The organism is Lacrimispora sinapis (genome assembly GCF_043633585.1).
GTDB lineage: Bacteria > Bacillota > Clostridia > Lachnospirales > Lachnospiraceae > Lacrimispora > Lacrimispora sinapis.
The window spans coordinates 3,344,573-3,366,270 of record NZ_CP141832.1 but is presented as its reverse complement, the minus strand read 5'-3'; the positions used below and the strand labels follow the sequence as shown (position 1 = coordinate 3,366,270).

The 21,698-nt window shown below is 43.0% G+C and carries 20 protein-coding genes and 3 pseudogenes; 3 read left to right on the top strand and 20 right to left on the bottom strand.

The genetic code is table 11. From position 1 onward, the window contains the following. Positions 1–2 precede the first annotated feature (2 nt). The 14 genes and pseudogenes from VIG27_RS15800 to VIG27_RS15735 form a co-directional block, all read right to left on the bottom strand. A complete protein-coding gene (locus VIG27_RS15800; RefSeq protein WP_394527625.1) occupies positions 3–1,382 on the bottom strand; it encodes a YodL domain-containing protein in 1,380 nt (459 codons plus the stop codon). Next, positions 1,356–2,378 (bottom strand): annotated as a pseudogene (locus tag VIG27_RS15795) (ArdC-like ssDNA-binding domain-containing protein); the annotation flags it as partial. The pseudogene VIG27_RS15795 and the gene VIG27_RS15800, both read right to left, overlap by 27 nt. A 98-nt stretch (positions 2,379–2,476) precedes the next feature. Continuing rightward, the gene (locus tag VIG27_RS15790; protein ID WP_394523534.1) at positions 2,477–3,133 is read right to left on the bottom strand and encodes a hypothetical protein; all 657 of its coding nucleotides are present in this window, start codon (positions 3,131–3,133) and stop codon (positions 2,477–2,479) included. A 100-nt stretch (positions 3,134–3,233) separates the two neighbouring features. Further along, a complete protein-coding gene (locus VIG27_RS15785; RefSeq protein WP_394523533.1) occupies positions 3,234–5,300 on the bottom strand; it encodes a type IA DNA topoisomerase in 2,067 nt (688 codons plus the stop codon). 323 nt (positions 5,301–5,623) lie between these two features. Then, the gene (locus VIG27_RS15780; protein ID WP_394523532.1) at positions 5,624–5,788 is read right to left on the bottom strand and encodes a hypothetical protein; all 165 of its coding nucleotides are present in this window, start codon (positions 5,786–5,788) and stop codon (positions 5,624–5,626) included. Then, positions 5,785–6,501 carry a DUF4366 domain-containing protein gene (locus VIG27_RS15775; RefSeq protein WP_394523531.1) on the bottom strand — a complete coding sequence of 239 codons (717 nt, stop codon included), beginning with the start codon at positions 6,499–6,501 and terminating at the stop codon, positions 5,785–5,787. Before VIG27_RS15775 ends, VIG27_RS15780 begins: the two co-directional genes overlap by 4 nt. Further along, the gene (locus VIG27_RS15770; protein ID WP_394523530.1) at positions 6,488–6,739 is read right to left on the bottom strand and encodes a DUF4315 family protein; all 252 of its coding nucleotides are present in this window, start codon (positions 6,737–6,739) and stop codon (positions 6,488–6,490) included. Before VIG27_RS15770 ends, VIG27_RS15775 begins: the two co-directional genes overlap by 14 nt. Positions 6,740–6,751: 12 nt before the next feature. Further along, a complete protein-coding gene (locus VIG27_RS15765) occupies positions 6,752–8,515 on the bottom strand; it encodes a CD1108 family mobile element protein (RefSeq protein ID WP_394523529.1) in 1,764 nt (587 codons plus the stop codon). 12 nt (positions 8,516–8,527) lie between these two features. Continuing rightward, complete coding sequence (locus VIG27_RS15760; RefSeq protein WP_394527623.1) at positions 8,528–10,915, bottom strand: VirB4-like conjugal transfer ATPase, CD1110 family; 2,388 nt, start codon at positions 10,913–10,915, stop codon at positions 8,528–8,530. Further along, a pseudogene (locus VIG27_RS15755) lies at positions 10,839–11,276 on the bottom strand (PrgI family protein). The gene VIG27_RS15760 and the pseudogene VIG27_RS15755 overlap by 77 nt, the downstream one beginning before the upstream one ends. A 61-nt stretch (positions 11,277–11,337) precedes the next feature. After that, positions 11,338–12,081: a hypothetical protein gene (locus VIG27_RS15750; protein ID WP_394523528.1), complete on the bottom strand. Its 744-nt coding sequence runs from the start codon at positions 12,079–12,081 to the stop codon at positions 11,338–11,340. A 66-nt stretch (positions 12,082–12,147) separates the two neighbouring features. After that, positions 12,148–13,011 (bottom strand): VirB6/TrbL-like conjugal transfer protein, CD1112 family, encoded by an 864-nt coding sequence (locus VIG27_RS15745; RefSeq protein ID WP_394523526.1) that lies wholly within the window; start codon positions 13,009–13,011, stop codon positions 12,148–12,150. Between the two features lie 11 nt (positions 13,012–13,022). Continuing rightward, positions 13,023–13,235: a Maff2 family mobile element protein gene (locus VIG27_RS15740; protein ID WP_367732832.1), complete on the bottom strand. Its 213-nt coding sequence runs from the start codon at positions 13,233–13,235 to the stop codon at positions 13,023–13,025. Between the two features lie 252 nt (positions 13,236–13,487). Then, positions 13,488–13,658 (bottom strand): annotated as a pseudogene (locus tag VIG27_RS15735) (type IV secretion system protein VirD4); the annotation flags it as partial. Positions 13,659–13,802: 144 nt separating this feature from the next. Between VIG27_RS15735 and tnpA the strand changes: the two are divergent. The 3 genes from tnpA to tnpC all read left to right on the top strand — a co-directional run bounded on the left by tnpA (position 13,803) and on the right by tnpC (position 16,268). Beyond that, positions 13,803–14,147, top strand: a complete 345-nt coding sequence (gene tnpA, locus VIG27_RS15730) for an IS66 family insertion sequence element accessory protein TnpA (protein ID WP_394522700.1) — start codon at positions 13,803–13,805, stop codon at positions 14,145–14,147. Then, a complete protein-coding gene (gene tnpB / locus VIG27_RS15725) occupies positions 14,140–14,496 on the top strand; it encodes an IS66 family insertion sequence element accessory protein TnpB (protein ID WP_394523525.1) in 357 nt (118 codons plus the stop codon). Before tnpA ends, tnpB begins: the two co-directional genes overlap by 8 nt. 104 nt (positions 14,497–14,600) lie before the next feature. After that, entirely contained in the window at positions 14,601–16,268 is a 1,668-nt protein-coding gene (tnpC, locus tag VIG27_RS15720; RefSeq protein ID WP_394523524.1) for an IS66 family transposase, read from the top strand. Positions 16,269–16,442: 174 nt separating this feature from the next. On the opposite strand, the gene VIG27_RS15715 is transcribed toward tnpC, so the two are convergent. The 6 genes from VIG27_RS15715 to VIG27_RS15690 form a co-directional block, all read right to left on the bottom strand. Beyond that, positions 16,443–17,000, bottom strand: coding sequence for a TIR domain-containing protein (locus VIG27_RS15715; protein ID WP_394523522.1), 558 nt, complete (start codon positions 16,998–17,000; stop codon positions 16,443–16,445). 22 nt (positions 17,001–17,022) lie between these two features. Then, entirely contained in the window at positions 17,023–17,826 is an 804-nt protein-coding gene (locus VIG27_RS15710) for a macro domain-containing protein (RefSeq protein ID WP_377144093.1), read from the bottom strand. 278 nt (positions 17,827–18,104) lie between these two features. Further along, on the bottom strand, positions 18,105–19,880 hold the full coding sequence (locus tag VIG27_RS15705) for a VirD4-like conjugal transfer protein, CD1115 family (RefSeq protein WP_394523518.1): 1,776 nt from the start codon (positions 19,878–19,880) through the stop codon (positions 18,105–18,107). Then, positions 19,877–20,353 carry a PcfB family protein gene (locus tag VIG27_RS15700; RefSeq protein ID WP_377144099.1) on the bottom strand — a complete coding sequence of 159 codons (477 nt, stop codon included), beginning with the start codon at positions 20,351–20,353 and terminating at the stop codon, positions 19,877–19,879. The genes VIG27_RS15705 and VIG27_RS15700 overlap by 4 nt, the downstream gene beginning before the upstream one ends. A gap of 35 nt (positions 20,354–20,388) precedes the next feature. Then, the gene (locus tag VIG27_RS15695) at positions 20,389–20,733 is read right to left on the bottom strand and encodes a hypothetical protein (protein ID WP_394523515.1); all 345 of its coding nucleotides are present in this window, start codon (positions 20,731–20,733) and stop codon (positions 20,389–20,391) included. A 67-nt stretch (positions 20,734–20,800) separates the two neighbouring features. Continuing rightward, on the bottom strand, positions 20,801–21,691 hold the full coding sequence (locus VIG27_RS15690) for a DUF6017 domain-containing protein (protein WP_394523514.1): 891 nt from the start codon (positions 21,689–21,691) through the stop codon (positions 20,801–20,803). Between the last annotated feature and the right edge of the window lie 7 nt (positions 21,692–21,698).

The window sequence follows — 21,698 nt, the reverse complement described above, 5'->3', positions numbered from 1 at the left end:
AATCATCGCTCCATTTCCGCACCGTATGAGGGTGCTTTTTTAGATTTTTCTTTTTCCTGCGGTGGCTTTGTTTTAAGCTGTTCCATGACAGACTGCTTTTCTTCTTTGACCGCATTTGCCAAATCAAGCAAAGAAATTGTGCCGCCTGCCTTGACGGTCTGTTCCAGTTCGGCAACGGTTGGCTGATTGTTTAAGATACCGTCAATCTGATTGTAGTTTTGCTCGGTGGACATTTCAGCGGTACGGAGGGGGTTATCCTCGTTTCTGATGGCAAAGGCACGGGTGCCATTGCCCATAATGTGATATGCACCGTCATCAGAGCTGTGGTGGTAGCCATAGCCTGCCGCTTTCATCTGTTCCGTTGTCATATCGGCAAGAGAAAAACTACCTCGAGGGGTTTGTATTTTTTCGCCTGTAAGGAAGTTATCCGGCACAAGGGGTGTAGGCTCTCCAAACTGTGGCAGCTCCTTAAAATCATAGCTGTCGCAGTAATGGTATGTTACAACACCGTTTTGCTTGATAGCAACGATGTCGCTGACAGAGAGGGAATGACCTTTGAAATCGGCAGGGTGGTCATTGTTAAAACGCTCCCATATTTCCTCAAACCTATCCCTTTGACTTGCATACTGTGTAAATGGCTCGGTATATACAAAATTGTAGTTGCCACGCTCCACCAAAAGGTCACGGCTCTTTAGCCAGTCCAGTCCTTCAAAGCGGTAATCTCTAAGCTCGTCACCGTCTTTAAGCTGATAAATGGCGAAGGCATCTTTGTTGTGTTCTAAAAAGAGCTGTTCGCTCATGTCGGGAGAGCGCTTATCAGTGCCTTTCATTTCCTCATGTTCTTGCAGAGCAAGACAGTCTGCTTTTTCAATGCCAAACAAACCACTGTGATTTTCAATGTCCTCACGGTCAAAAGCCATTGCTTCGGTGTTATCCTCGTAAAGCAGATACACCGTCAAATCCTGTTCAAACAGCTCGGTGGCTCTTTCCTTTGAGAGGGGTAGCAGCTCATCGGAGAGATAGCCGTAGGCATTGCGGTCTGCAATGCTCACATCGGGGTCGGGCATGGGGTGACTGTGTTCCTCGATAGGCGGCTCGGGCAATGGTGCTTTTTCGGTATCTGCCATAGGTTCAATGCTGTCAAAATGCTCTTTGAGGTCACCAAAGCCATTCCAAACATCTTCCAATACAAGGTTTGCATCGCTGTCTATGATTACGCAGGGTGCAATGTCACCATGTTCCTCATGTTCAAGGAGAAAATATTTTGTTCCGTCAATAACTTCGGTATCAATGACATACCAAGTGCCGATATGCCCCTCAACTTCAATGTTAGAGCTGCCCTCGGTAATTTCATTCTTAGCAATGTCGGGGGCTTGCTGCAATGCAGGTGTTTCTGTGGCAATATCCATACCACGCTCTATTATAATCTCGGCAAAGTGAGTATCAATACCACTTATCAGCACCGATGAGGTCTTGTTTATGGTTTCAAGAGAAGCACGAAGCTCGGCAAGTTCCTTGCCCTTGCTCCAAGTGGCAATATAGCCCAAGCTGTTCTCGGCGGTCTGTATGCCATAATAACTGCAAACAGCAAAGGAAATGCTTTCGGCTTCAACTTCCTCAGTGTTGCGGTCTTTGGGCTTCATCGGCTTTTTGTTTTCGCACTGCTGTGCTTGCAGTTCCTTTTCCATTTCTCGGTTGTGCAGGAGAGAGTGTGCAACTTCGTGAATGGCGGCAGAAATGGTCTGTACCTCGCTCATGCCCTCACGAATTGCAATTCTTCTATCCTCAATGTGATAGTAACCGTCCATATCCTCAGACATCGGCTTGATTTCAATGGGAACAGGTGCGGTGCGTTTCACCGCTTCCATAAATACCTCAAACTGCTCCACATTGCCTGTCGGATTGCTTGCAAGGGTGGGTAGCGGCTCCCCCTCTGTTTGCGAAACATCAAACACCGATACCACACGGAACATGGGTATCTGTATTTCCACTTCCTCGGTCTGCACCTTGCCGCTTGCATCAAGGACAGGTGCTTTGGTCTGTGGGTCGAGCTTTTCTCGTTCCTCTTTGATTTTGTACGGGGTAGGTGCAATGATTTTAATACCCTTCTCGCCCTTTTTGACATAACGGGAAAATCCATCACGCCATTTGTTAAAGCCTGCAACGAGGGTTGCATCGGGCTTTTGCATGGATATAAGCATGGTGTTATTAAGAGAGTATTTGTGAAAGCGGCTCATGGTCTGAAGATAGCTCTTGTATTTGTCACTCTCAAAAAGCTCCTTTATGCCTGTTTCAATGCTGTCGATTATCTCTTTTAACCGTTCTTTTGGGTTTTGTTTTTCTGCCATAGTAGGGTACTCCTTTCTGATTTTGGGTATAAAAAAAGCAACCATGCTAAAGTGGTTGCTTTTCAGAAACAATATTTTGTAATTGAGATTATTGTTTAATCTTTTTTATCTTGACGATAGGCATATAATTATTTTTCTTGAGGAAAGCAGTTTTTGCAAACTTTGGAGATATCAGAAATATCTCCAACATCTAATATGAATGGCTTATCAACGTGTTTACAGATAATAAATCTATATTCTTGCTGCAATTCAAACCGATTATCCTTCCTAAAACAAATTGCAAAAGGATTGTCTGTTGCAAGATTTTTAAATTCTTCACTTGGCTGATAAAATTCCTCATAGGTAACAAATGCATGAGCAAATTCATAATTGTTTTTCTTGCAGGCGTTGATAAATCTACAAATAAAAGCATCTATATTGGTAATAGTGATACATGAATCACAACCAAATAGCTTGAATTCTTGTATTTGGTCATCAGAAAATTTATAGTTGCCCATTCCATTGCAACTGTCATATGGTTTCAGAGTCGATATACAAAAAACCCCAAAATCTTCAAAGCCATATGACGCTGTGCAATTAGTAATTATTTCTATATTTTTTGTTTTGCGTTTCTCTTGCGATACAGGAAACTGTGCTTCATTTTTATCCCCTTGCCCTGCAACTCCGCTTGATTTTTCTAAATCAATAAAATGTTGAAGGGTATTAAAATAAAGCCTGCCTTTCTGAATATCATCTATATATTGGTTACTTGAAAATTTAACAAAGATACTACCATAATCAATCAAGTAGATACCTCCCTTTCATTTAGCGGTATGGATGCCTGTTGCAATTCGTTATTGTAATTTTACCAAAAAACCCGCAGAACTACCACTGTTTTTTCATATCCTATTTCTTCTTCGCTCCAAACTCCATCGTGAAATTCACATACTGACCGCCCGTATCATCAAGGACAACAACACAATCATAGGTCTTGCCTGTCTTTTCGGAATAGCAGCCTGTGAGAGCAACCTTGCCGCTTTTAAGAAGCTCCGCCACAATCGACTTTGTGACGTTTTTTTTCTTTGCCGTAAAAAAGCGGTTTTCTTTCCAAATGGCAAATCCACAGGATTTGTCAGAACAGCAAAAGCCCTTTTTGTTTTCGGTAACTGCACCGCCACAGCGAGGGCATTTCCCCAAGCTCTCACGGTCTGAAGGAAAGAGGGTATCAGCTCCCTTTATCATTTCATAGGTCTTTACAAGGGCAGTAGTCATGCCCACAATCTCCAGTAAAAAGCCCTCGGCTGACAGCTCCCCACGCTCAATGAGCTTTAGCTTTTCTTCCCACACGGCGGTCATCAAGGGGGATTGCACCTGTTCAGGCAGTACAGTGATTAAGGCTGTGCCTTTGTGGGTGGCGGTAAAATACTTGGTCTTTTTATCACCCTTACGCTCGGCAAGCCCCGATTTAATCAGCTTTTCTAAAATGCCTGCCCTCGTTGCCGGAGTGCCAATACCTTTACGCTCTGCATCGGTTTCTGCTTTGTTGGCATTTTCCATAGAGGACAGCAGGGTATCGTCTGTAAAAGGCTTTGGCGGTGAGGTTTTACCCTCCTTAATTTCAGCCTTTGCGGTAAACACTTCGCCCTGGTCAATGCTTGGCAGGGCTTGGTCTTTATCTTCTTTTTCCTGTTCGCCCTTATAGAGCTTTTGTACCGTCTTAAAACCGTCTTGCAGAACGGTTTTCCCTTTGGCTGTGAAAACGGACTCACCACATTTTGCAGTGATAACCGTTTCACTGTATCGGTGGGTATCGCCTACGGCAACCAAAAGGCGTATCGCAAGGAGTAACAGCGTTTCACGCTCTCCATGCGGCAGGCTCTGCACATCAAGCCCCTTTGTGTTCATGGTGGGAATAATGGCATGGTGGTCGCTGACTTTGGAATTATCAATGACCTGTGCCGTGTTGACAGGCAGCTCGGCGGCACTCTGCATAAAAAAAGCCGCCGTAGCTTTCGCTAAGACGGGAATACCGCTTTCCATATCCTCGGTTAAAAATCGGCTGTCAGTTCGGGGATAGGTGATGTATTTCTTTTCATAAAGGCTCTGTGCATACTGTAAGGTCTGCTCGGCGGTAAAGCCTAACAGCTTATTGGCTTCACGCTGTAAGGTGGTGAGGTCATAGAGCTTTGGGGGCTTTTCCGATTTTTCCTTTTGCTCAATGCTTTCGATGAGTACATCTTGACCATTACAAGCCGTTAGAATTGCCGTAGCCTGTGCCTTGTCTTTGAGCTTTTCACCTATTAGGGAAAAGCCATTACAGGTGAGGTGTACCGTGTAAAATGGCTCGGGCTTAAAAACGGAGATAGCGGCATCACGCTCACAAATCATGGCAAGGGTGGGTGACATTACTCGCCCGATGTTTAGGGTCTGATTGTAAAGAACGGAAAACAGCCGAGTGGCATTGATACCCACAATCCAATCGGCTTTTGCCCTGCACAGGGCAGCTTCATAGAGGTTATCGTATTCTTTCCCGTCCTTGAGATTTTCAAAGCCCTTTTGAATGGCGGTATCCTCAAGAGAGGAAATCCAAAGCCTTTTAATTGGCTTTTTGCACTTTGCTTTATCGTAGACAAGACGGAAGATAAGCTCACCCTCTCGCCCTGCATCGGTGGCACATATTACGCTGTCCACTCGGCTGCCGTTTAACAGTTTTTTCAGCACATCAAACTGCTTTTTGGTACTGCTTGAAACTTGGTATTGCCAAAGGGCAGGAAGTATGGGTAAATCCCCATACCTCCACTTGGCATATTTTTCATCGTAGCTGTCGGCAGGGGCAAGCTCCACCAAATGCCCTACACACCACGAAACAATGTAATTGTTGCCCTCGGTATATCCGTCCTTACGGCTTGTTGCACCGAGTATCTTTGCAATGCTCTGTGCAACGCTTGGTTTTTCTGCTATGACTAATTGCATATAACACCTCTTACTTTCTATTGTTTTTATAGGTTTAAATGATATAATGGTAGTAGACTTATAAGTTGTCGGGGATAGCATCCCCGTGGGAATACGGCAACTTTTTTTCTTTGAAATTCATACTCATAGCCCTAATCTTTTTATTGTTTGCTTCAGCTATCAGATATTTGAGCCTAACAACTCAATTCCAAAACAAAAAAGGAGTGGTGTCTATGAAAATTAGCCTGTTTGTGTCAAGTGTTATCAAATCAGTTTGGGCTATGGTATTGAATTTTGCGGTGGGGAGTTGCCTGTCCCCGAGAGCTTATAAGGAGCGAAACATTCTATAAGAAGGATGTTTCGCTTTTTTCTTTCTTTTTCTCATGTACAATAATAAGCTTACGGATTTTTTGCTCTTTTTTCGGTGGTCTGTCGGTGACAGGGGGCGGCGAACACTGGGGCTTTTGCATCATCATTCTTTCATAGGCACTGTCGGTAAAATATTTCACTGGGTATCATCCTCACTTTCTTCGGGAGTATCCTCCTGTTCCTCAGAGGTCGGCTCATATTCGTCCTCGTCCTCATCATCGCTGTAATCATACTCGTTCATATTGGGATTGCTCTGTGGCTTCGCTTTGTTTTTTACCACCTTGAAGTAATAGAAAGCACCGCCGCCCACTAAACCGAATACAAGAAGAAGCACCACAATTCCCATTTGACTGCCTTTTTCTTTTTGGGGATGTGGCTCCGCAGGCTCGGTGGCTTCGGTAGCTTTTCCTGTACATTTTGATTTATCTTCACTGCACACAGAACAATCGGCATTGACCGCACCGACTTCGCATTTATCCTTGCAGGAGCAGACTTTCGGCTCAGTGGGAGCATCTTCCATGAGGGCAAGCAGGTCTGCTTCGTCCACCATGTTCAAAAGGTAAACATTATCTTCTTTGCCTGCACGGTCGATAACGAGATAAAAATAGTTGCCATTTTTGGATACTGCGGTGATAAACTGCTTATCAATCTCGTCTGTTCGTTCCACATCGTCCACAAGGGTCAAGTTGCCCTCGGGAGTGAGAGGAACAGAGGGGGTGGGTGTTTCGGTCACTTCGGGTGTCGGCTCGGTAGTATCCTCGCCACCGCCTGCAAAAGCAGTGGTGGAAAAGGCGGTCATGCAAAGCACCGTCATAAGTAAAGCGGCAAAAATACGGATTTTAGTTTTCTTCATTCTTGTTTTCCTCCTGTTTTTCAGATGAAAAAGGCACACCGCTTTTGTTGCGGTACGCCGTGATAACATCGGTTAAATTTTCTGTGCTGATTTTCGCACCTCGGATAAGTCCGATAATTTCAAGGTTTTCAAACTCGGTTTTTTGCTTGTTCAGTTCTTCCCATTTCCCTTGCAAAAGTCCGATTTTATCCTCGATTTTCTTCAAATCGGAAATCACTTTTTTTAGTTTTACGTTCAAATAGTTTCCTCCTTAATTCATAAGCCCGTAGCCCATAATCACACTGCTGTTAAGGTCATAATCTCTGATTTTGCAGGCATCGCCGCTATTGCCCTCAACGGTGTAAACACGGTTTCCGTCTGTGCCGATAACAATACCCACATGGTCGGAGCTGCCATCGCCCTCCCAATCGAAGAAGATAACATCGCCGGGGGCAATGTCCTTGTATCCTCTGTTTGCCCATCGTCCCTTAGACGAGAAGTAAGGGATACCTTGACTTTGACAGGCGGCAAACTTAGGCTCGGAATACCCTGCTTGGTTAAGTACCCATGACACAAAGCAGGCACACCATTCCACACGGTAGTCAAACCCGTACCATGACCAATAGGGCTGACCGCCCACATTGCTCACCTGTGATTTTGCAATGTCCACGATATTTTGATTGCCCGGTCTTTCGCCATTGACAAAATCAACACCGCTTAAATCAGTGGATGGGCTACCGTCAATAGATCCGCCGCCAAAGAGCAGCGGTTTATTGCCTTTCGTTTGCAGATAGACATTATACATTTGGAGCTGTTCGGGTGTGAGCAGGCTGTTTGCAACAGCATTTATGCCGCTATTGGTTAGGCTGACATTTAAAATGTAGTAATCATAGGGGACTTCCACAGTGTAGGTGTCGGAGTGGGTATTTCCGTCCTCGTCTGTCCATGTGTCCGTCCTCGTTTCGGTGCGATAGCGTACCTCTACGGTTTCGGTCAGCGTGAGTTTGTATTGCTTTTCAAACACCCTCTGTAATTTGCTCTGCACCTCGCTTGCCTTGAAATATTGCAGTAAGGCGGTAAGGTAAGATGCAAGCTGATGAGGGTCGTGTGCTATGGTGTCTAAGTCATAGCGGTACTCATCATAATCGGGATAATCCCTTTCGATGTTGTTAATCTGTGCCTGCAACGCTGTTTCAAGTGATGTGTAGTTGTTGTTGACAGCAATAAGTTCCTCGTTTTCGGAAGTGTAAGAGGTTGATACCACATTGGTTATTGCCCCTTGAAACATGACCGAGCAGGAAGAAACCGCCCCGGCAATTAAGGTAATCATCAAAAATAGGGCAAGTAGAATGAGCAATACTTTTGGTTTTTTAGCAACCGCCGATACTGCCTTTGATACCGTGTCAGCCCCTTTTTTAATCGCTGATTTTATGGTCTTGGAGGTGGTCTGTGCTGCCTTTGTGCCTTTCCCGTACCGTGTGGCAATGTACTGTTTTTTAATGCCTCTTTTTTGCTGAAAGCGAGAAATAGGGTTGCTTGCCGCCTGTGGGTTATCCCGAATACTTTTCTTGTAAAGGACATTCACATCGGCTTGTATGCTCTTTTTCTCTGCCTTTGCCAGTGTGCGGTAGGGCTTCAGCTTGTGGGAGTGATAGGCACTTTGAATACGGTGTACAGCAAATTCACCTGCCTTTTCGGTGCCGTGTGCGGCTTCAAGCCCCACATTGTCCTGCTCATCTTCGCTGATTTTCTTATGTACAGCAGACAGGACAGCCCTCTCGGGAGCTTTTTTAATGCCATGCTCAAGTTTTGAGGGCGGCTTTGGCTTATCCACTTCCTCAAAATGCAAACGCACCGTCTTTTTGCCAGTGTCGGCATCAACGGTGCGTTCTTTGGTTTTTACTGTTTTCTTCGGTATATTGGTTTGTGCTTTTTCCAGTTTATCAGCCGCTTTTTCTGATTTTGCTATGGGCTTTTCTAAGGTCGGGTCGGCTCGTTCTTCTTCGGTAAATTGCAGTCTTGATTGTTTTTTCATCGCACACCGCCTTTACTCCTGTTTGGTTTCGTCCAACTTGGTAGTCATAATGCTGTAAAGCTCAGTGTTCTTCGGGAATTTATCCACGAAAGGCAAAATGACATTACCATAGAACAACAAACCCTCACCAACACCGCTGCCTGTCACATAAGAGAGCTGATGAGGGGAAATATTAAGCTGTTTGGCAAGTATCTGCCTATCGCCTGCCGCTTGGTTGAGCATATACACAAAGTCGGAGTTTTCAAAGATGTTCTCCACTTCTCGAGAGGCTAGCAGGTCTTTGATGTTCTGCGTAATCGCTGTGGGAATACCGCCCCATTTACGAAAGCGTTTCCAAATCTCCACCGAGTAGGCGGCGGTTTGTTCCTCTTTGAGTAGCAAATGAAACTCGTCCATATAGTAGCGAGTGGAGCGTTTCTCTGCACGGTTTATGGTTACTCTGTTCCACACTTGGTCTTGGACGATTAACATACCGAGCTTTTTAAGCTGTTTACCCAATTCCTTAATATCGTAGCAGACAGTACGGTTTGTAATATCCACATTTGTCCTGTGGTTGAACACGCTAAGACTACCTGTGACATAGATTTCAAGAGCAGAACGGATATGCTTTGCTTCTTTTTCCTCCTGTCTGCCTAAGGCATCGTAAAGGTCACCCAAAATTGGCATTTTGGCAGGGTCGGGGTCGGCAAGGTATTCTGCATAAACGAGAGTAACACAGCGGTCAATAATGGATTTTTCCACAGGGGTCAATCCCTCTTTACCGCCGACAATCAGCTCACACAAGGAGAGGATAAAATCGCTCTTTAGTGCAAGAGGGCTATCGTCCTCAGAGTAGTTGAGGTTGATGTCCATAGGGTTGATGTACTGGCTACTTGTGGGCGATATCTTGATAACCTGTCCTTTGAGCCTTTGCACAAGGGAAAAATATTCACCCTCGGGGTCGCACACGATGATGTCATCGGTGGTAATCAGAAATACATTGGTAATTTCTCGCTTGGCGGCAAAGGATTTACCACTGCCGGGTGTACCGAGGATAAGCCCGTTGGGGTTTTTGAGCTGCTTTCGGTCTACCATGATGAGGTTGCTTGACAGAGCGTTTAAGCCATAGTATAAGGCTTCGCCGCCCGACTGAAAAAGCTCCTGTGTGGTAAAAGGCACAAAAATAGCGGTGCTTGAGGTGGTCAAGCTCCTCTGTATGGGTACAAGATTTTTTCCGAGGGGTAAGGAAGTCATAAAGCCTTGTTCCTGCTGATAATCAAGCCTTATGAGGGTGCAGTTGTGCTTGTTGGCAATGCCGCTTGCTTGGAGCAGGATATTGTCCAGTTCCTTTTTGCTGTCGGCGGTATTCAGCACAAGGAATGTGATTAAAAACATTCGCTCGTTTCGGCTTTGCAGGTCGGTAAGGAGTTTTTTGGCTTCACCGCCATAGGTGGCAAGGTCTGACGGAATGATGTCCATGTCATAGCCTGCACGAACAGCCTTTTTCTGTTCCTCAATCTTCATTTTGTCGAGGTCTGTAATTTTACGCTTAATAGTTTTGATTGCTTTTATTTGGTCTACCGACTGAATGTGCATGGTAACGACGAGGTTGCTTTCCATTTCCAAAAAGTCGGACAGTACACGGTCGTTCAGCTCGGGGGCGAGTATCTGCAAAAAGGATACCGCACCGTATTTATCGCCTGTTCTGAATGTGCCTTTCTCCTTAAACTCAAAAGAGGACGGGGCGATAAAGTCCTTTGTACTAAGCCCCGAGGGTGCAAGCCAGTTCCATTCAAAGGAAAAGGGGGCATTGCCACTCATTCTAAGGATATTGTGCATGAGCTTTAACCGTTGTTTTCCGTCAAGGGAGGTGAGATGCACACCCAATCGCTTAAATGCGTTCCACAGGTCATTTTCAATGCGTTCAAGACGGGGCTTGGCGATTTTGATATTCTCGGCTTCAATACCAAAGGTAAGGTATTTTGTTTTCACGAGTCCGTTGTTGCCCCTTGCAAGCTGATTGTGCAGCATCTCACTGTACTCTGTTCGGATACTGTCGAAATCATCTGCCTGCGGAGCGATGAACACGCTTTTTTCAAAGTCCTTTGTATTCGCTGTGGTGTTTAAGAATGTGAGCTGAAATTTGATTGTGCTGTCAAAGTAATTGAGGAAGTCGCACCAACTTTCAAAAATGGCGGTCTTGTCCTCGTTCTGTGCAATCTGATAATTGATGTCATCAAATTGCAGGGTTTTGGTGTAGAGCTTATCACCCACATGACAGATACCATCGGGGAAGATATGACGGTAAGGGATACTGTCCTGTGCAGACTTTACACCTTTGGGTTTATTGTTCGCCCTTTGCACCGCACTTGCGATGCTTTGCTTTTCCACTCGGGTGAGCTTTATGGGCTTCTTTTCGATTTTTGACAATTTGATTTACCTCCATGTCTAAGTGATATTGCCTTTCCAATAACGGATAGAAATTATCCGTAATGTAAGGTCTTTGTTTTGGGTTGAGAAAACGCACCGCCGCATAGTTTTTGAGGATTACCTCAAGGGGCTGACCGTGCTTTTCATACATGGCAAACATGAACAGCGGCAGCATGAGAAACATCATTACAAGCACCGCAGGGCTTGTGCCGATATAGTCCTTGAGAATGAAAAAAGGCGATAATCCTACCGCCAGTGCCGCCGAAAAACAGATAATTTACCGCTTGGTAAGGTTTAGAGCAACCTTTGTTTTTACATTGCTTAAATCTTTGGGGATTGGTACATAAGCCATAAAATCCTCCTTTCTTGGCAACAAAAAAGCAACCGCTTTTGCGGTTGCAATGCCATAATTTTTAATCAAATATTACTTCGCAATATAGGAACTCAAATATCACAAGTTTTACTGTTATCCCACCTTCAGCATTAAGAGATACTTGATAACGATATTGGTTGTCTTGGACATCATTCCAAAAGGCAAGAGCCATGACCTCTCCAGTTTCTATATTTTGGGCTATGAAAGGCACGAACACACCTCTTGACCCAACTTCAGGAGCTTTATTCATTTCGGGAATTTCGTTAAAACTCAGTGCCGCTTCATCTGAAATGTTGAATGCAAAATCATACCATATTTTCGCTTTGACATCATCAAGGTTTACATGGTCAAATTCAAAGCCTGCATGACATCTTGCGAGTTTGAACAGTATACGAAGTATTCGTTCTTCATCGGGGTCATAATACACTTTGCCATCATTTTTTTGTATCTGTTTTCTAAGCGTTTCTTGTAGCTTTTTATCCTTCTCAATCCTCACAATGGTCTGTTTATGTTGAGGACAATCGTCATACACTTGGCTTTTCAACACATCTAAAAAGCAAGCGAGATATTTTTCATCCTCAGAATACCCATTATTGCACTCAAAACAAGCAGGAATTGTTGGTAAATTTTCTGGATAAGGGTCAACTAAAAATGCTTTAGATGGTATATGTTCTCTTGTGGTAGCAGGACTACCGCAATATATACAGCCATTGTTTTTGAATTTTTCCCATGAGGTATAATATCCTGCTCCGTTATTACCTCCCAATCTTTTTCTTTGCTCCATTTGTTCATCTCCTTTTTTACAGTATAGCATTTAAATCACCCCACATATAGTCAAAATCTGTTAATTTTAATGAGCTGAAAAGATGCTCTTTGCCAATGTACCTGTCTTAAAGAGGGAGAAGCAGAGCAGCACTGTGTACATCATGCAAGTCCAAATCGCTTTTATAGGGTCAGCGCCTGTTGCAATGGACTGAATAAGCACTGCATAAATGCCAACGCACACCATAATCAAAAAACCTTGAAATGCGAGGGCAAGCAGAGCTTTGAGGTAGTTGTTTCCCATGTTCCACTCCTTGCTTGATATTGTAGCAATGGGGATTGCTCCAAGAGAAGTCATGAGGTAGATTTCAAGCATTCTTCCATACACGATAATGAAAATGCAAACGGATAATGCCCACATGATTATCCCCATAAAGAAACTTTGCAGATACAGCCCCAAGAGTGAGCCTATATCCATTTGTAGCAAGCTCTCACGCAAGGCATCTAAGGTTTCAACTCCTACTGCGGTATCTCCGATAATCACTCCTGCCGCATTGGATATAACCGACTGTGCCACATCAAATATGCCCATCATAATGGGGAATGTATTTGTTACAAGTACCACAGCAATAAAGGTTTTCATCATCCACTTGAAAATGTCCGAGGGTGGAAAGTCGTGCATATTGTTTCTGTCAATGACCATTTGTATCAGCTCGTAGCACATCACAAAGGTCAGAATTATTCCGGCTATGGGCATGATAACGGTGTCCGATAAGTTCTCAATCATGGAGAAAACACCGCCATTCCATTGTGACGGTGTTTTTCCCACATCTCCGGCAATCCTTGATACTTCTGAATTGATGTTATCGAACAAGCCCGTTAGATTACCCATAATGCCGTCAACGAGCAGATTGGTTATCCACTCGTTGATTGCATCAATGATAAAATCCATCGGCTGTTATCTTAAAACAATCCGCTGAGAAGTGGTACAAGGGTCATGCCAATCAGTGCTACGCCACCGCCTGCCATGAGCTGCTTCATACCCTGTGATTTAGCACCGGGGTTATCGTTGCCGTACCCCTCAAGGAGATTGATAACTCCCCAAATGCCAAGTCCTGCTCCAAGGGCGATAACGAGTGTCTGCAATGCGACTACTGCTTGATTAAAAAATTCCATAGTGTTTTTCTCCTTTAATTTTGTATTTGTTGGTTTGTGTTTTGGCAATAAAAAAACGCTGTTCACTGACAGCGTTAAAGAGCCACAATCATAGGCAACACCTCCTTTGCGTGTGGCTTGTGTATATAAAAAACACCACCTTGAACGGTAGTGTTTATTGCCCGTCTGAGGGCGGTGGCTCGGTTGTTTCTTCCTTCTTGCTTAAATCATAAACCTCGTACACATCGTTCCCTTTGAGCTTTAGTTTGGTGGATAAGAATTTCTCAATGTCAAAGGCATTTTTCTTATCGAAGTCCGAGGGTATTTGTATTTCGGGTGCTTTGTAATATCGTACTTATCGCTGAAAAAGGGGCGAACACCTCTAAGCTGTAAAATACATTTCCCACCGTCCATGACAGATAGCTCATCTATGCTCATAAGCTCATTGCAACATTGTCAAGTGATGAGTTTAAAAGTAAATGGTAAATAACTCGTCTACTTTTGGATTCCTCATAAAATTGAGATAATGGTGTAAAGTTGAAAAAGTTTCTAACAAACTTTCACACAGAACTCAAGGAGGAACTCCACATGGACACAAGACTTGCAACCAACCAGATCCGACTCAGTGAGTGGACCAGAATTATTAAAGACCGTTGTCAAAGTGGTCTGAACGTCAATGAATACTGTGAACAGCACCAGCTATCACGTCATGCCTATTACTACTGGCTAAGAAAAGTAAAAGAAGCTGCTCTGATACATAACAGCTTTGTTGAACTGCCGACTCTCCAGGAAAAAACTGTTCCTGTTTCAATAAGTGAAAATCTTTCTACTTATCAAATGACCATTGCTATTGGAAATACTATATTGGGAGTTAGTGAATCAACTCCAATGGAACTTCTCTCCAGAGTGCTGAAGGTGGTTCGTAATGCTTAATGATGCTGCTGGTTTTAAGCACATTTATATCTGTACTGGATATGTGGATCTGCGCCGAGGGGTGGATGGACTGGCAGCTATCATCAGTGGCTCTTTTGGGCTTGATCCAACGGAACCCGGAAGTATTTACCTGTTTTGCGGAAGAAAAACAGACCGGATGAAAGCACTTTTGTATGAGGGTGACGGCTGGCTGCTTTTATATAAGAGACTAACAAACGGTCATCTAAACTGGCCACGCAGTACCCAGGAAGCACAATCAATTACCCACCAGCAATTCCGATGGCTGATGGAGGGGCTTTCCATTGAGCAGAAAAGGAGGATATCCAAGATAAAACCGGAGATCTATTAACTCCCGACTATACAAAGTATCTTGACAGCTAAATCCTTTATCCTAAAGCTAAAAAACACCAGAAATATACTGAATTTCAGAGCTTTTCATGGTATAATAATCCTATGGAAAAGATTACTATTACTAAGGATGAACTGAATAATCTCTCTAAAGATATGATTGTTATGCTATACTTGCAGCTGCATGAAAGTTTCCAGCTTATTTCGGAGCAGAATACTACCATTCAAAAGCAGAATGAGCAGATGCTCCATCAAGTTGAAAGTATGAAGGAACAAATCTCCATTCTTACACAGAATCGGTTTGGCAGGAAATCTGAGAAGACTCTGCCGACAGAAGGGCAATTATCTTTTGACTTTGAAAATCTGTGTATCTTCAATGAGGCTGAGTCACTGACTGAGAATGGAATTTCCGAAGAACTGGATATGGAAACAGTCCTTGTTCGTAAGCGCAAGCCTCGTTCCAAGGGAAAGCGTGATATTAATCTGAAGGATATCGATACTATCGTCGTTTCACATGAACGTACGGAAAAAGAGCTCTCAGAACATTTCCCAAGGGGCTGGCATTATCTGCCAGATGAAATATACAAAGAGCTAAAGTATGTACCGGCTCACTTCGAAGTACTGGAGCATCACATCAAAGTATATGCCGGAAATCATGATACCGGCGGGATTCTTCGCGCAGAGGTTCCTCTGCGTCTATTAAGTCACAGCATCCTTACCCCGGAACTGGCAGGCGCCATCATTAACGCCAAATATGTCAATGCAGTACCATTAAACCGGCTTTCTGAAGAGTTTTTAAGAAATGATGTTAACATTCCAAGACAAGACATGGCCGGCTGGCTGATCCGTATTTATCAATACTATCTTGGCCCGGTACGTGACATGATGAAGGCAGAGATTATGAAAAGCCATCATATACACTGTGACGAGACCCCCTTTGTAATGCCGGAGAAAAGCAAGCAGTACATGTGGGTCTACCATTCACCTGGCAGTTCAGAAAAACCACCGGTTTTCCTTTACGAGTATCCAGGAACGAGAGGAACTGCCGCTCCAAGAGAATTCCTAAAAGGATACAAAGGGACTCTTGTGACAGATGGTTATCAGGTATATCACACCCTGGCGAAAGAACGGTCTGATGATCTGAAGGTTGCCGGATGCTGGTCTCATGCGAGAAGACGATTCGCTGAGATTGTAAAAGCCAGTGGAAAAAACGGCCCTTCCACATCTGGACAGAAAATAGCTGCTGAAGCAGTAAAAAGAATTGCTGCAATCTATCATGTAGATCATATGTATGAAAAATCATTCGATGAGGAAAGGCTGGATCATAGAAAAAACTCAGTCAAGCCTCTTGTGGATGCTTATTTTGAGTGGGTAAAAGAGTATGCCGGTAAAACGGGACTGGATAAAAGTTCGAAACTGGCAGGTGCTCTTAATTATTCCATCCATCAGGAACAGTTTTTAAGAGTATTTCTGGAGGATCCGGAAATACCTCTTGATAACAATGATGCAGAAAGAAGTGTCCGTTCATTCTGTGTTGGTAAACACAGCTGGCACATCATCGATTCGAAGAACGGCGCAGAGGCTAGTGCTGCCTTATATAGTATTGCTGAAACAGCAAAAGCGAATAATCTTAAACCGTATGAGTACTTCTCATATCTGCTAGAACAGTTAATGCACTATCCAAGGAATAATGTTCCAGAAAACAAACTGGCAGAATTAATGCCTTGGTCAGATGAATTGCCAGATCGATGTAGAAAACTAAAAACACGGTAAATATACCGCCGCCCCAATCGGGCGGCGAACTTATTGACCTGGACGGGTTATTTACCATTTACGTTTAAAAAGGGGCAAAGAAATATACCCTCCATTCCGTAATAGAAAAGAGGGTATATCTGTGCTTTTTATGTAAACATAATGAACAACTTAAATCATGTAAACGTATGGGAATTACTGTATTTTATAAAAGAAAGTTCCTTTCTTCATAGTGTTAACCATAACATCCTCATCCTTAAGGGCTGATGTAATCAGCGATTGTTTCATAGGAACATGTATTGTTGCGACACCCGACATGTACTTTTTAAATGTTGGCACTTTATCCCATAGATTTTTTATACTTTGCTTTATTCCCTCGCTATTAGCAATATCCGTTTTCTCATTATAAGCCGGATAAATAACTATAACTGGTAGGCTTTGCGTATTCATTCCATATTCAAGCTCTTCCTTCAATGCTTTGCTTTCAATAGTATTTGAACTCAAAAACAAAATAATATTCTTTGACCCACGTAGACGCTCTCTCAGGCGGTCTCGCAAGGTTTCCCAACTGCTACCATCACGGACACTATAATTTTTGTTGTGTGAATCAACAAATGGGAAAGTAGAATCTTTGCCTTTCCACATCCTTAAGGTGTTGTAGTAGCAGAAATCGTGAGCAGTATTAGCTCCAAGATTTGTTTCACTAAATGGTTCCTTTACATAAAATGCACAATAATTTCCTGTACGGTTCATATTCATCCTCCTTTTTATTACCTTAAGCAATAAATTTTTTCAAATTATAAAGACTGATTTCGTTTATCCTATCGTAAACAACAATAGTAATAGGTGCTTTTAGCTGAACATTGCTTGTTTTTAATGTACAAAGCATACACTTTAGTAGCTCAAATGGAGATGGTTTTTCAGACACTCCATCAAAACGAGTTATACCATCGCCTAAGATTGGCAAGTAAATCGGTTTTCCAGAATAAACTCGCCCTATTTCCTGCCACATTTTGCGCATAATACTTTCGTAATTTAAGTTATCAATGTGTGCTTCATTCTCGTTATTTAAATGTGTTAAGGCTAATAATATAAAATCTTTATATGGAATTACATAGCCAAGCGAAACATTGCCGTTGAAGTTTGAAATGAAATCCTTGAATGCTTCAAGCTCTTCACTTTCTTTAAGTTGTTTTATTAGTTGCCCATGGAGAGATGAATGTGAAATTATTGCATCTTCCTCTGATGAGCTAAAAGTATCATCAACCCCAATAACTTTCCACCCATTTTGTTTAAAAATATCACCTTGACGAATTGTAACCTTGATTCCTCTGATTTTCATAGTAACACTGTCTCGTGTATTCCACCACAAAAATACAACAGCAGCTAAATATGAACATAAAAGAGCCAATATGGTGGACACGAGACTTATAAACATATTATCAAATATATCAGTAAAAGAAACTCCCAAAATCCCCATTATGGCAGATACACCACCGAAAATTGCAAAACCAATCGCAATACTATCTTTCCAAAGTCGACTACTTTTGAATTGATAGATTTTTTTCTGCTTTTCCAATAAAAACGCTCCTCCTTTTCACATGAGCCCTCGCGCTACTATTATTACAATACATTTTCTAATTTTCTTTCTATCCATAATTATACTACGAAATGCTATTTTTCTCAATACAACGACATTTTTCACACCAACATAGAAAATATACCCTCAGCCCATTATTAGGTGCGAGGGCATATCTGTATAAATTTTACGCCCCAAGCTCACCAACAATAGGGGAGCGCAAAACAAATTAAACTTCAAACAATAATTTACATTACCTACCATTATACACATTATTCTTACTTAAATCTACCATTTTTATTTTTTTCACTTACATCAAAAACCTCATATACATCGTTTGGTTTAAATTTCAGCTTTACGGATAAAAACTTCTCAATGTCAAAGACGTTTTTCTTGTCAAAGTCAGATAGATACATGTATTTTGGGTGGTTTGTAATATCGTATTTGTCACTGAAAAAGGGGCGAACACCTCTGAGCTGTAAAATGCACTTGCCACCGTCCATAACGGATAGTTCGTCCATTGACATGAGTTCTTTTCCAAGCCGCTGATAGTTGATACCGTAACTGCGTTGGCTACCTCGAGTGTCGGAGGTATTGAACATATCAATGGTTTCTTTGCCGAGGGTTTCAGTCAAATCCTTGAGGGTGGTTTTTTCCTTGCCACCAAGGAAAATCATGCTGTCACAGTTGCCGATAATGGTATCGGAGTTGTCTTTGTAGAGTGCTTTTAACTGGCTCTGTGCCTGCAAAACAAGGCAAGCTGAGATTTCACGACTGCGAATGGTTGCCATGAGCTTCTCAAGGTTTGGTATCTGCCCGATATTGGCACACTCATCAATCAAACACCGCACATGAACAGGTAAGCGACCGCCGTACACATCATCTGCTTTATCACAAAGCAAGTTAAATAACTGCGTGTAGCACATGGATACAAGGAAATTGAATGTCGCATCGGTATCACTGATGATAATAAAGAGTGCTGTTTTCCTATCTCCGAGGGTATCCAGTTCCAGTTCATCATAAGCGGTCAGCTCTCTAAGCTCTTTAATATCAAAGGGAGCGAGCCTTGCACCACAGCTAATTAAAATCGACTTCGCTGTTTTGCCTGCGGCTAATTTGTACTTCTTATATTGCCTTACGGCAAAGTGCTGAGGGTCTTTTTCCTCGAGCCTATCAAACATCAAATCCACATTGTTCTTAAATTCCTCATCGTCCTCACGGACTTCACTGGCATTGATAAACTCAATCAGCGTTGTGAAGTTCTGCTCATCTTCGGGGGCTTCATAATAGATATAGGCGATAAGGGCGGTGTAGAGCAGTGTTTCTGCTTTCACCCAAAAATCATCGCCTGCCTTACCCTCGCCTTTGGTGTTGGCAATCAAGGTAGTAACGAGCTTTAAAATATCCTTTTCACTTCTGATGTAGGCAAAAGGGTTATAGTGCATGGATTTCTTGAAATTGATAGTGTTGAGGATTTTCACCTTATAGCCCTCACGGAGCAGGAGCTTACCGCACTCAATGACGATACTGCCCTTTGGGTCAGTTACTACATAGGAGCTGTGGCATTGCATGAGGTTTGGTTTGAGCCAAAATCTTGTTTTCCCACTGCCCGAACCGCCCACAATCAGCACATTTTTATTTCGTGCCGTTTTTGGGTCTTTGGGGCGGTTGTTCATGGTCAGCCGTTCCGTTTGGGTGAGGATTACATTGTTTTGGAATGTGGGGTCTACATACGGCTCAATGTCTTTTGCGTTGCCCCACCTTGCAGAGCCATACTCCACACCTTTACGGTACTTTTTTGCATTTTTACTGCGAATATAGATTATCAGCTTTAGTAATGCACTGATGGCAAGCCCGATGAGTAAGTCGGTGGGATAAAAGGACGGAAACGGTACTGCAAAAGCTCTCGATAAGCCCTCGCCCAAATTCAGTATCTTTTGCCCTAAATCAACACCGTTTGTGTGCCGCCATGCTTCAAGCAGCTTTGTAAACAGCAGCCCCAACACAAGGTAGGGAATGTTAAGGATAAGGAGCTTTTTCATCTTTTTACTCATAGGCTCTGCTCCTTATTTTTATGTTTCACCTTATCCACAACGGTGTTTTTCACAATCTGAGCCAACTTTCTAAGCTCTGCAAGCACAGACGGTCTAGCCGCCTTTTTCACTATATCTGCGGTATATTCCTTAAAGGCATTGGTAATGGCATCGGCATCTTTGCCTTTGAAAAAGACCACATATTTCGGCGGTACTTCGTGCTTATCTTTCATAACAGCAAAGTCCACACCATACTTTTTTGCCACACGCTCAAAATCTTTGATGTTTTGGTCGGTGATTTCAATACTGTTCATACCTTGACCTTGCTCGGCAAGCTGTTTTACCGATTGTTTTCCCTGCGGGATATTGGGGTGGGCTTTTTTGTCTTTCAAATGTGCAAGCAGTTTTAGCATTGCTTTTTTCAGCTCTCTGCCTGTGAGCTTGCCTGCACTGATGACAAGGGCAACGGTTTTTTGTTCCACTTCTTCCTGCATGAAAAATCCCTCCTTTCACGGTTTTCCTACGGTCATTATTCCTCTCTGCCTTGCCCCTTAACGGTTAAAATACCCTCAAGGGTAGTTGCGGTGATATTCAGCCTTTGGGCGATAGCAATGTCATTTTTCACATTTTCATCTACGATACTGCCGCACACCACAAGCACTCTCGCACGGCGTAGAATATCCCTTGCCATATCAATTCCGTCCTTATGCTCCTGCGGCACTTCGTCACACAGGAACAGGGGAAGATAAAGTGGTGGACAAATTGGGGTGTAGCCTGCTTCATAGAGCTTTCTACAATAGTTAGCCGCCGTTTCGGTTACTTCAAATTCGTTATTGCTCCAAGCCGCGGTAATATAAGCCATTGGTTTTCTCATTTTGAGATTCTCCTTTCATTTTTTTTGCATGAAAAAAGACACTCTGCAAATTTCTTTACAAAGTGCCTTAACGGTTAGGACTGTATAAATCGTGATTGACTAAAGCGGAGTAGTAGTTATCTATGGTAGATGGCGCATTAAAAAGGGTTGCAAGCAAATACCGCTTGATGTTCCGCACATAGGTGGTATTTTTATTTAAGCAGTCAAACACATACTCAATGTGGGACGAGGTAATTCTCAGCATCTTGTCTTTCACAAGCCTTGCAGGGTAATCATCACCGGCAATGTTTATGGTGTCCTTTTTAGAACACAGGGTTTCGATGATGATATCGGCTATTTCATCTAAACGCTCACGCATACCGATACCGCCGTGCTGCTTAAAATGCCTGTATTCAATATTCTCATAGACCATTTCTTTTACTTCTTCGTAAGTTTCACATCCTCTCTCATCATATCCCGTTTTCTTGCTCCCGTAGGGATTTGATTGATAAGGATTTGATGTTTCAGTAATGAATAAATCTTTTTTTGATTTATCAATAGTTTGTAGATAAGTATTTAATTGGTGGGGTTCTTCCTGTATTGGCATAGCCTGTATTGGATTTTCCAGTATAGGGCTTTCCTGTGCAGGCAAGCCCTCGGCAGGGAATGTGTCACCGCCCATGTTTTGAGGATACTCACGGATTGTATATTCCGTAGTGGTGAGCTGTCCTCGGTCATTTCTGACACGCTGACGGTGCATATATCCTGTGGTTTCAAGCTCCTTAATCGCCCCGTTAATACTGTCTATGCCGTCTTTGCAGATATAGGCAAGCCCCTTTACGGTGTAATCCCAATCCTCGGGGAGCGACAGCATAAGGGATAACAAGCCTTTTGCTTTGAGCGACAAGCCTTTATTGCGTAAATGGTGGTTTGCCATGACGGTGTAATCCTTTGTTTTTTCTATTCTGCACACAGCCATTTCCTCA

Coding starts and splice junctions, on each gene's coding strand:
- VIG27_RS15775 (WP_394523531.1), bottom strand. CDS start 6,501: ATGAAGAAAACTAAAATCCGTATTTTTGCCGCTTTACTTATGACGGTG.
- VIG27_RS15690 (WP_394523514.1), bottom strand. CDS start 21,691: ATGGCTGTGTGCAGAATAGAAAAAACAAAGGATTACACCGTCATGGCA.
- tnpB (WP_394523525.1), top strand. CDS start 14,140: ATGCTTAATGATGCTGCTGGTTTTAAGCACATTTATATCTGTACTGGA.
- VIG27_RS15745 (WP_394523526.1), bottom strand. CDS start 13,011: ATGGATTTTATCATTGATGCAATCAACGAGTGGATAACCAATCTGCTC.
- VIG27_RS15785 (WP_394523533.1), bottom strand. CDS start 5,300: ATGCAATTAGTCATAGCAGAAAAACCAAGCGTTGCACAGAGCATTGCA.
- VIG27_RS15750 (WP_394523528.1), bottom strand. CDS start 12,081: ATGGAGCAAAGAAAAAGATTGGGAGGTAATAACGGAGCAGGATATTAT.
- tnpA (WP_394522700.1), top strand. CDS start 13,803: ATGGACACAAGACTTGCAACCAACCAGATCCGACTCAGTGAGTGGACC.
- VIG27_RS15740 (WP_367732832.1), bottom strand. CDS start 13,235: ATGGAATTTTTTAATCAAGCAGTAGTCGCATTGCAGACACTCGTTATC.
- VIG27_RS15695 (WP_394523515.1), bottom strand. CDS start 20,733: ATGAGAAAACCAATGGCTTATATTACCGCGGCTTGGAGCAATAACGAA.
- tnpC (WP_394523524.1), top strand. CDS start 14,601: ATGGAAAAGATTACTATTACTAAGGATGAACTGAATAATCTCTCTAAA.
- VIG27_RS15705 (WP_394523518.1), bottom strand. CDS start 19,880: ATGAGTAAAAAGATGAAAAAGCTCCTTATCCTTAACATTCCCTACCTT.
- VIG27_RS15765 (WP_394523529.1), bottom strand. CDS start 8,515: ATGAAAAAACAATCAAGACTGCAATTTACCGAAGAAGAACGAGCCGAC.
- VIG27_RS15715 (WP_394523522.1), bottom strand. CDS start 17,000: ATGAACCGTACAGGAAATTATTGTGCATTTTATGTAAAGGAACCATTT.
- VIG27_RS15700 (WP_377144099.1), bottom strand. CDS start 20,353: ATGCAGGAAGAAGTGGAACAAAAAACCGTTGCCCTTGTCATCAGTGCA.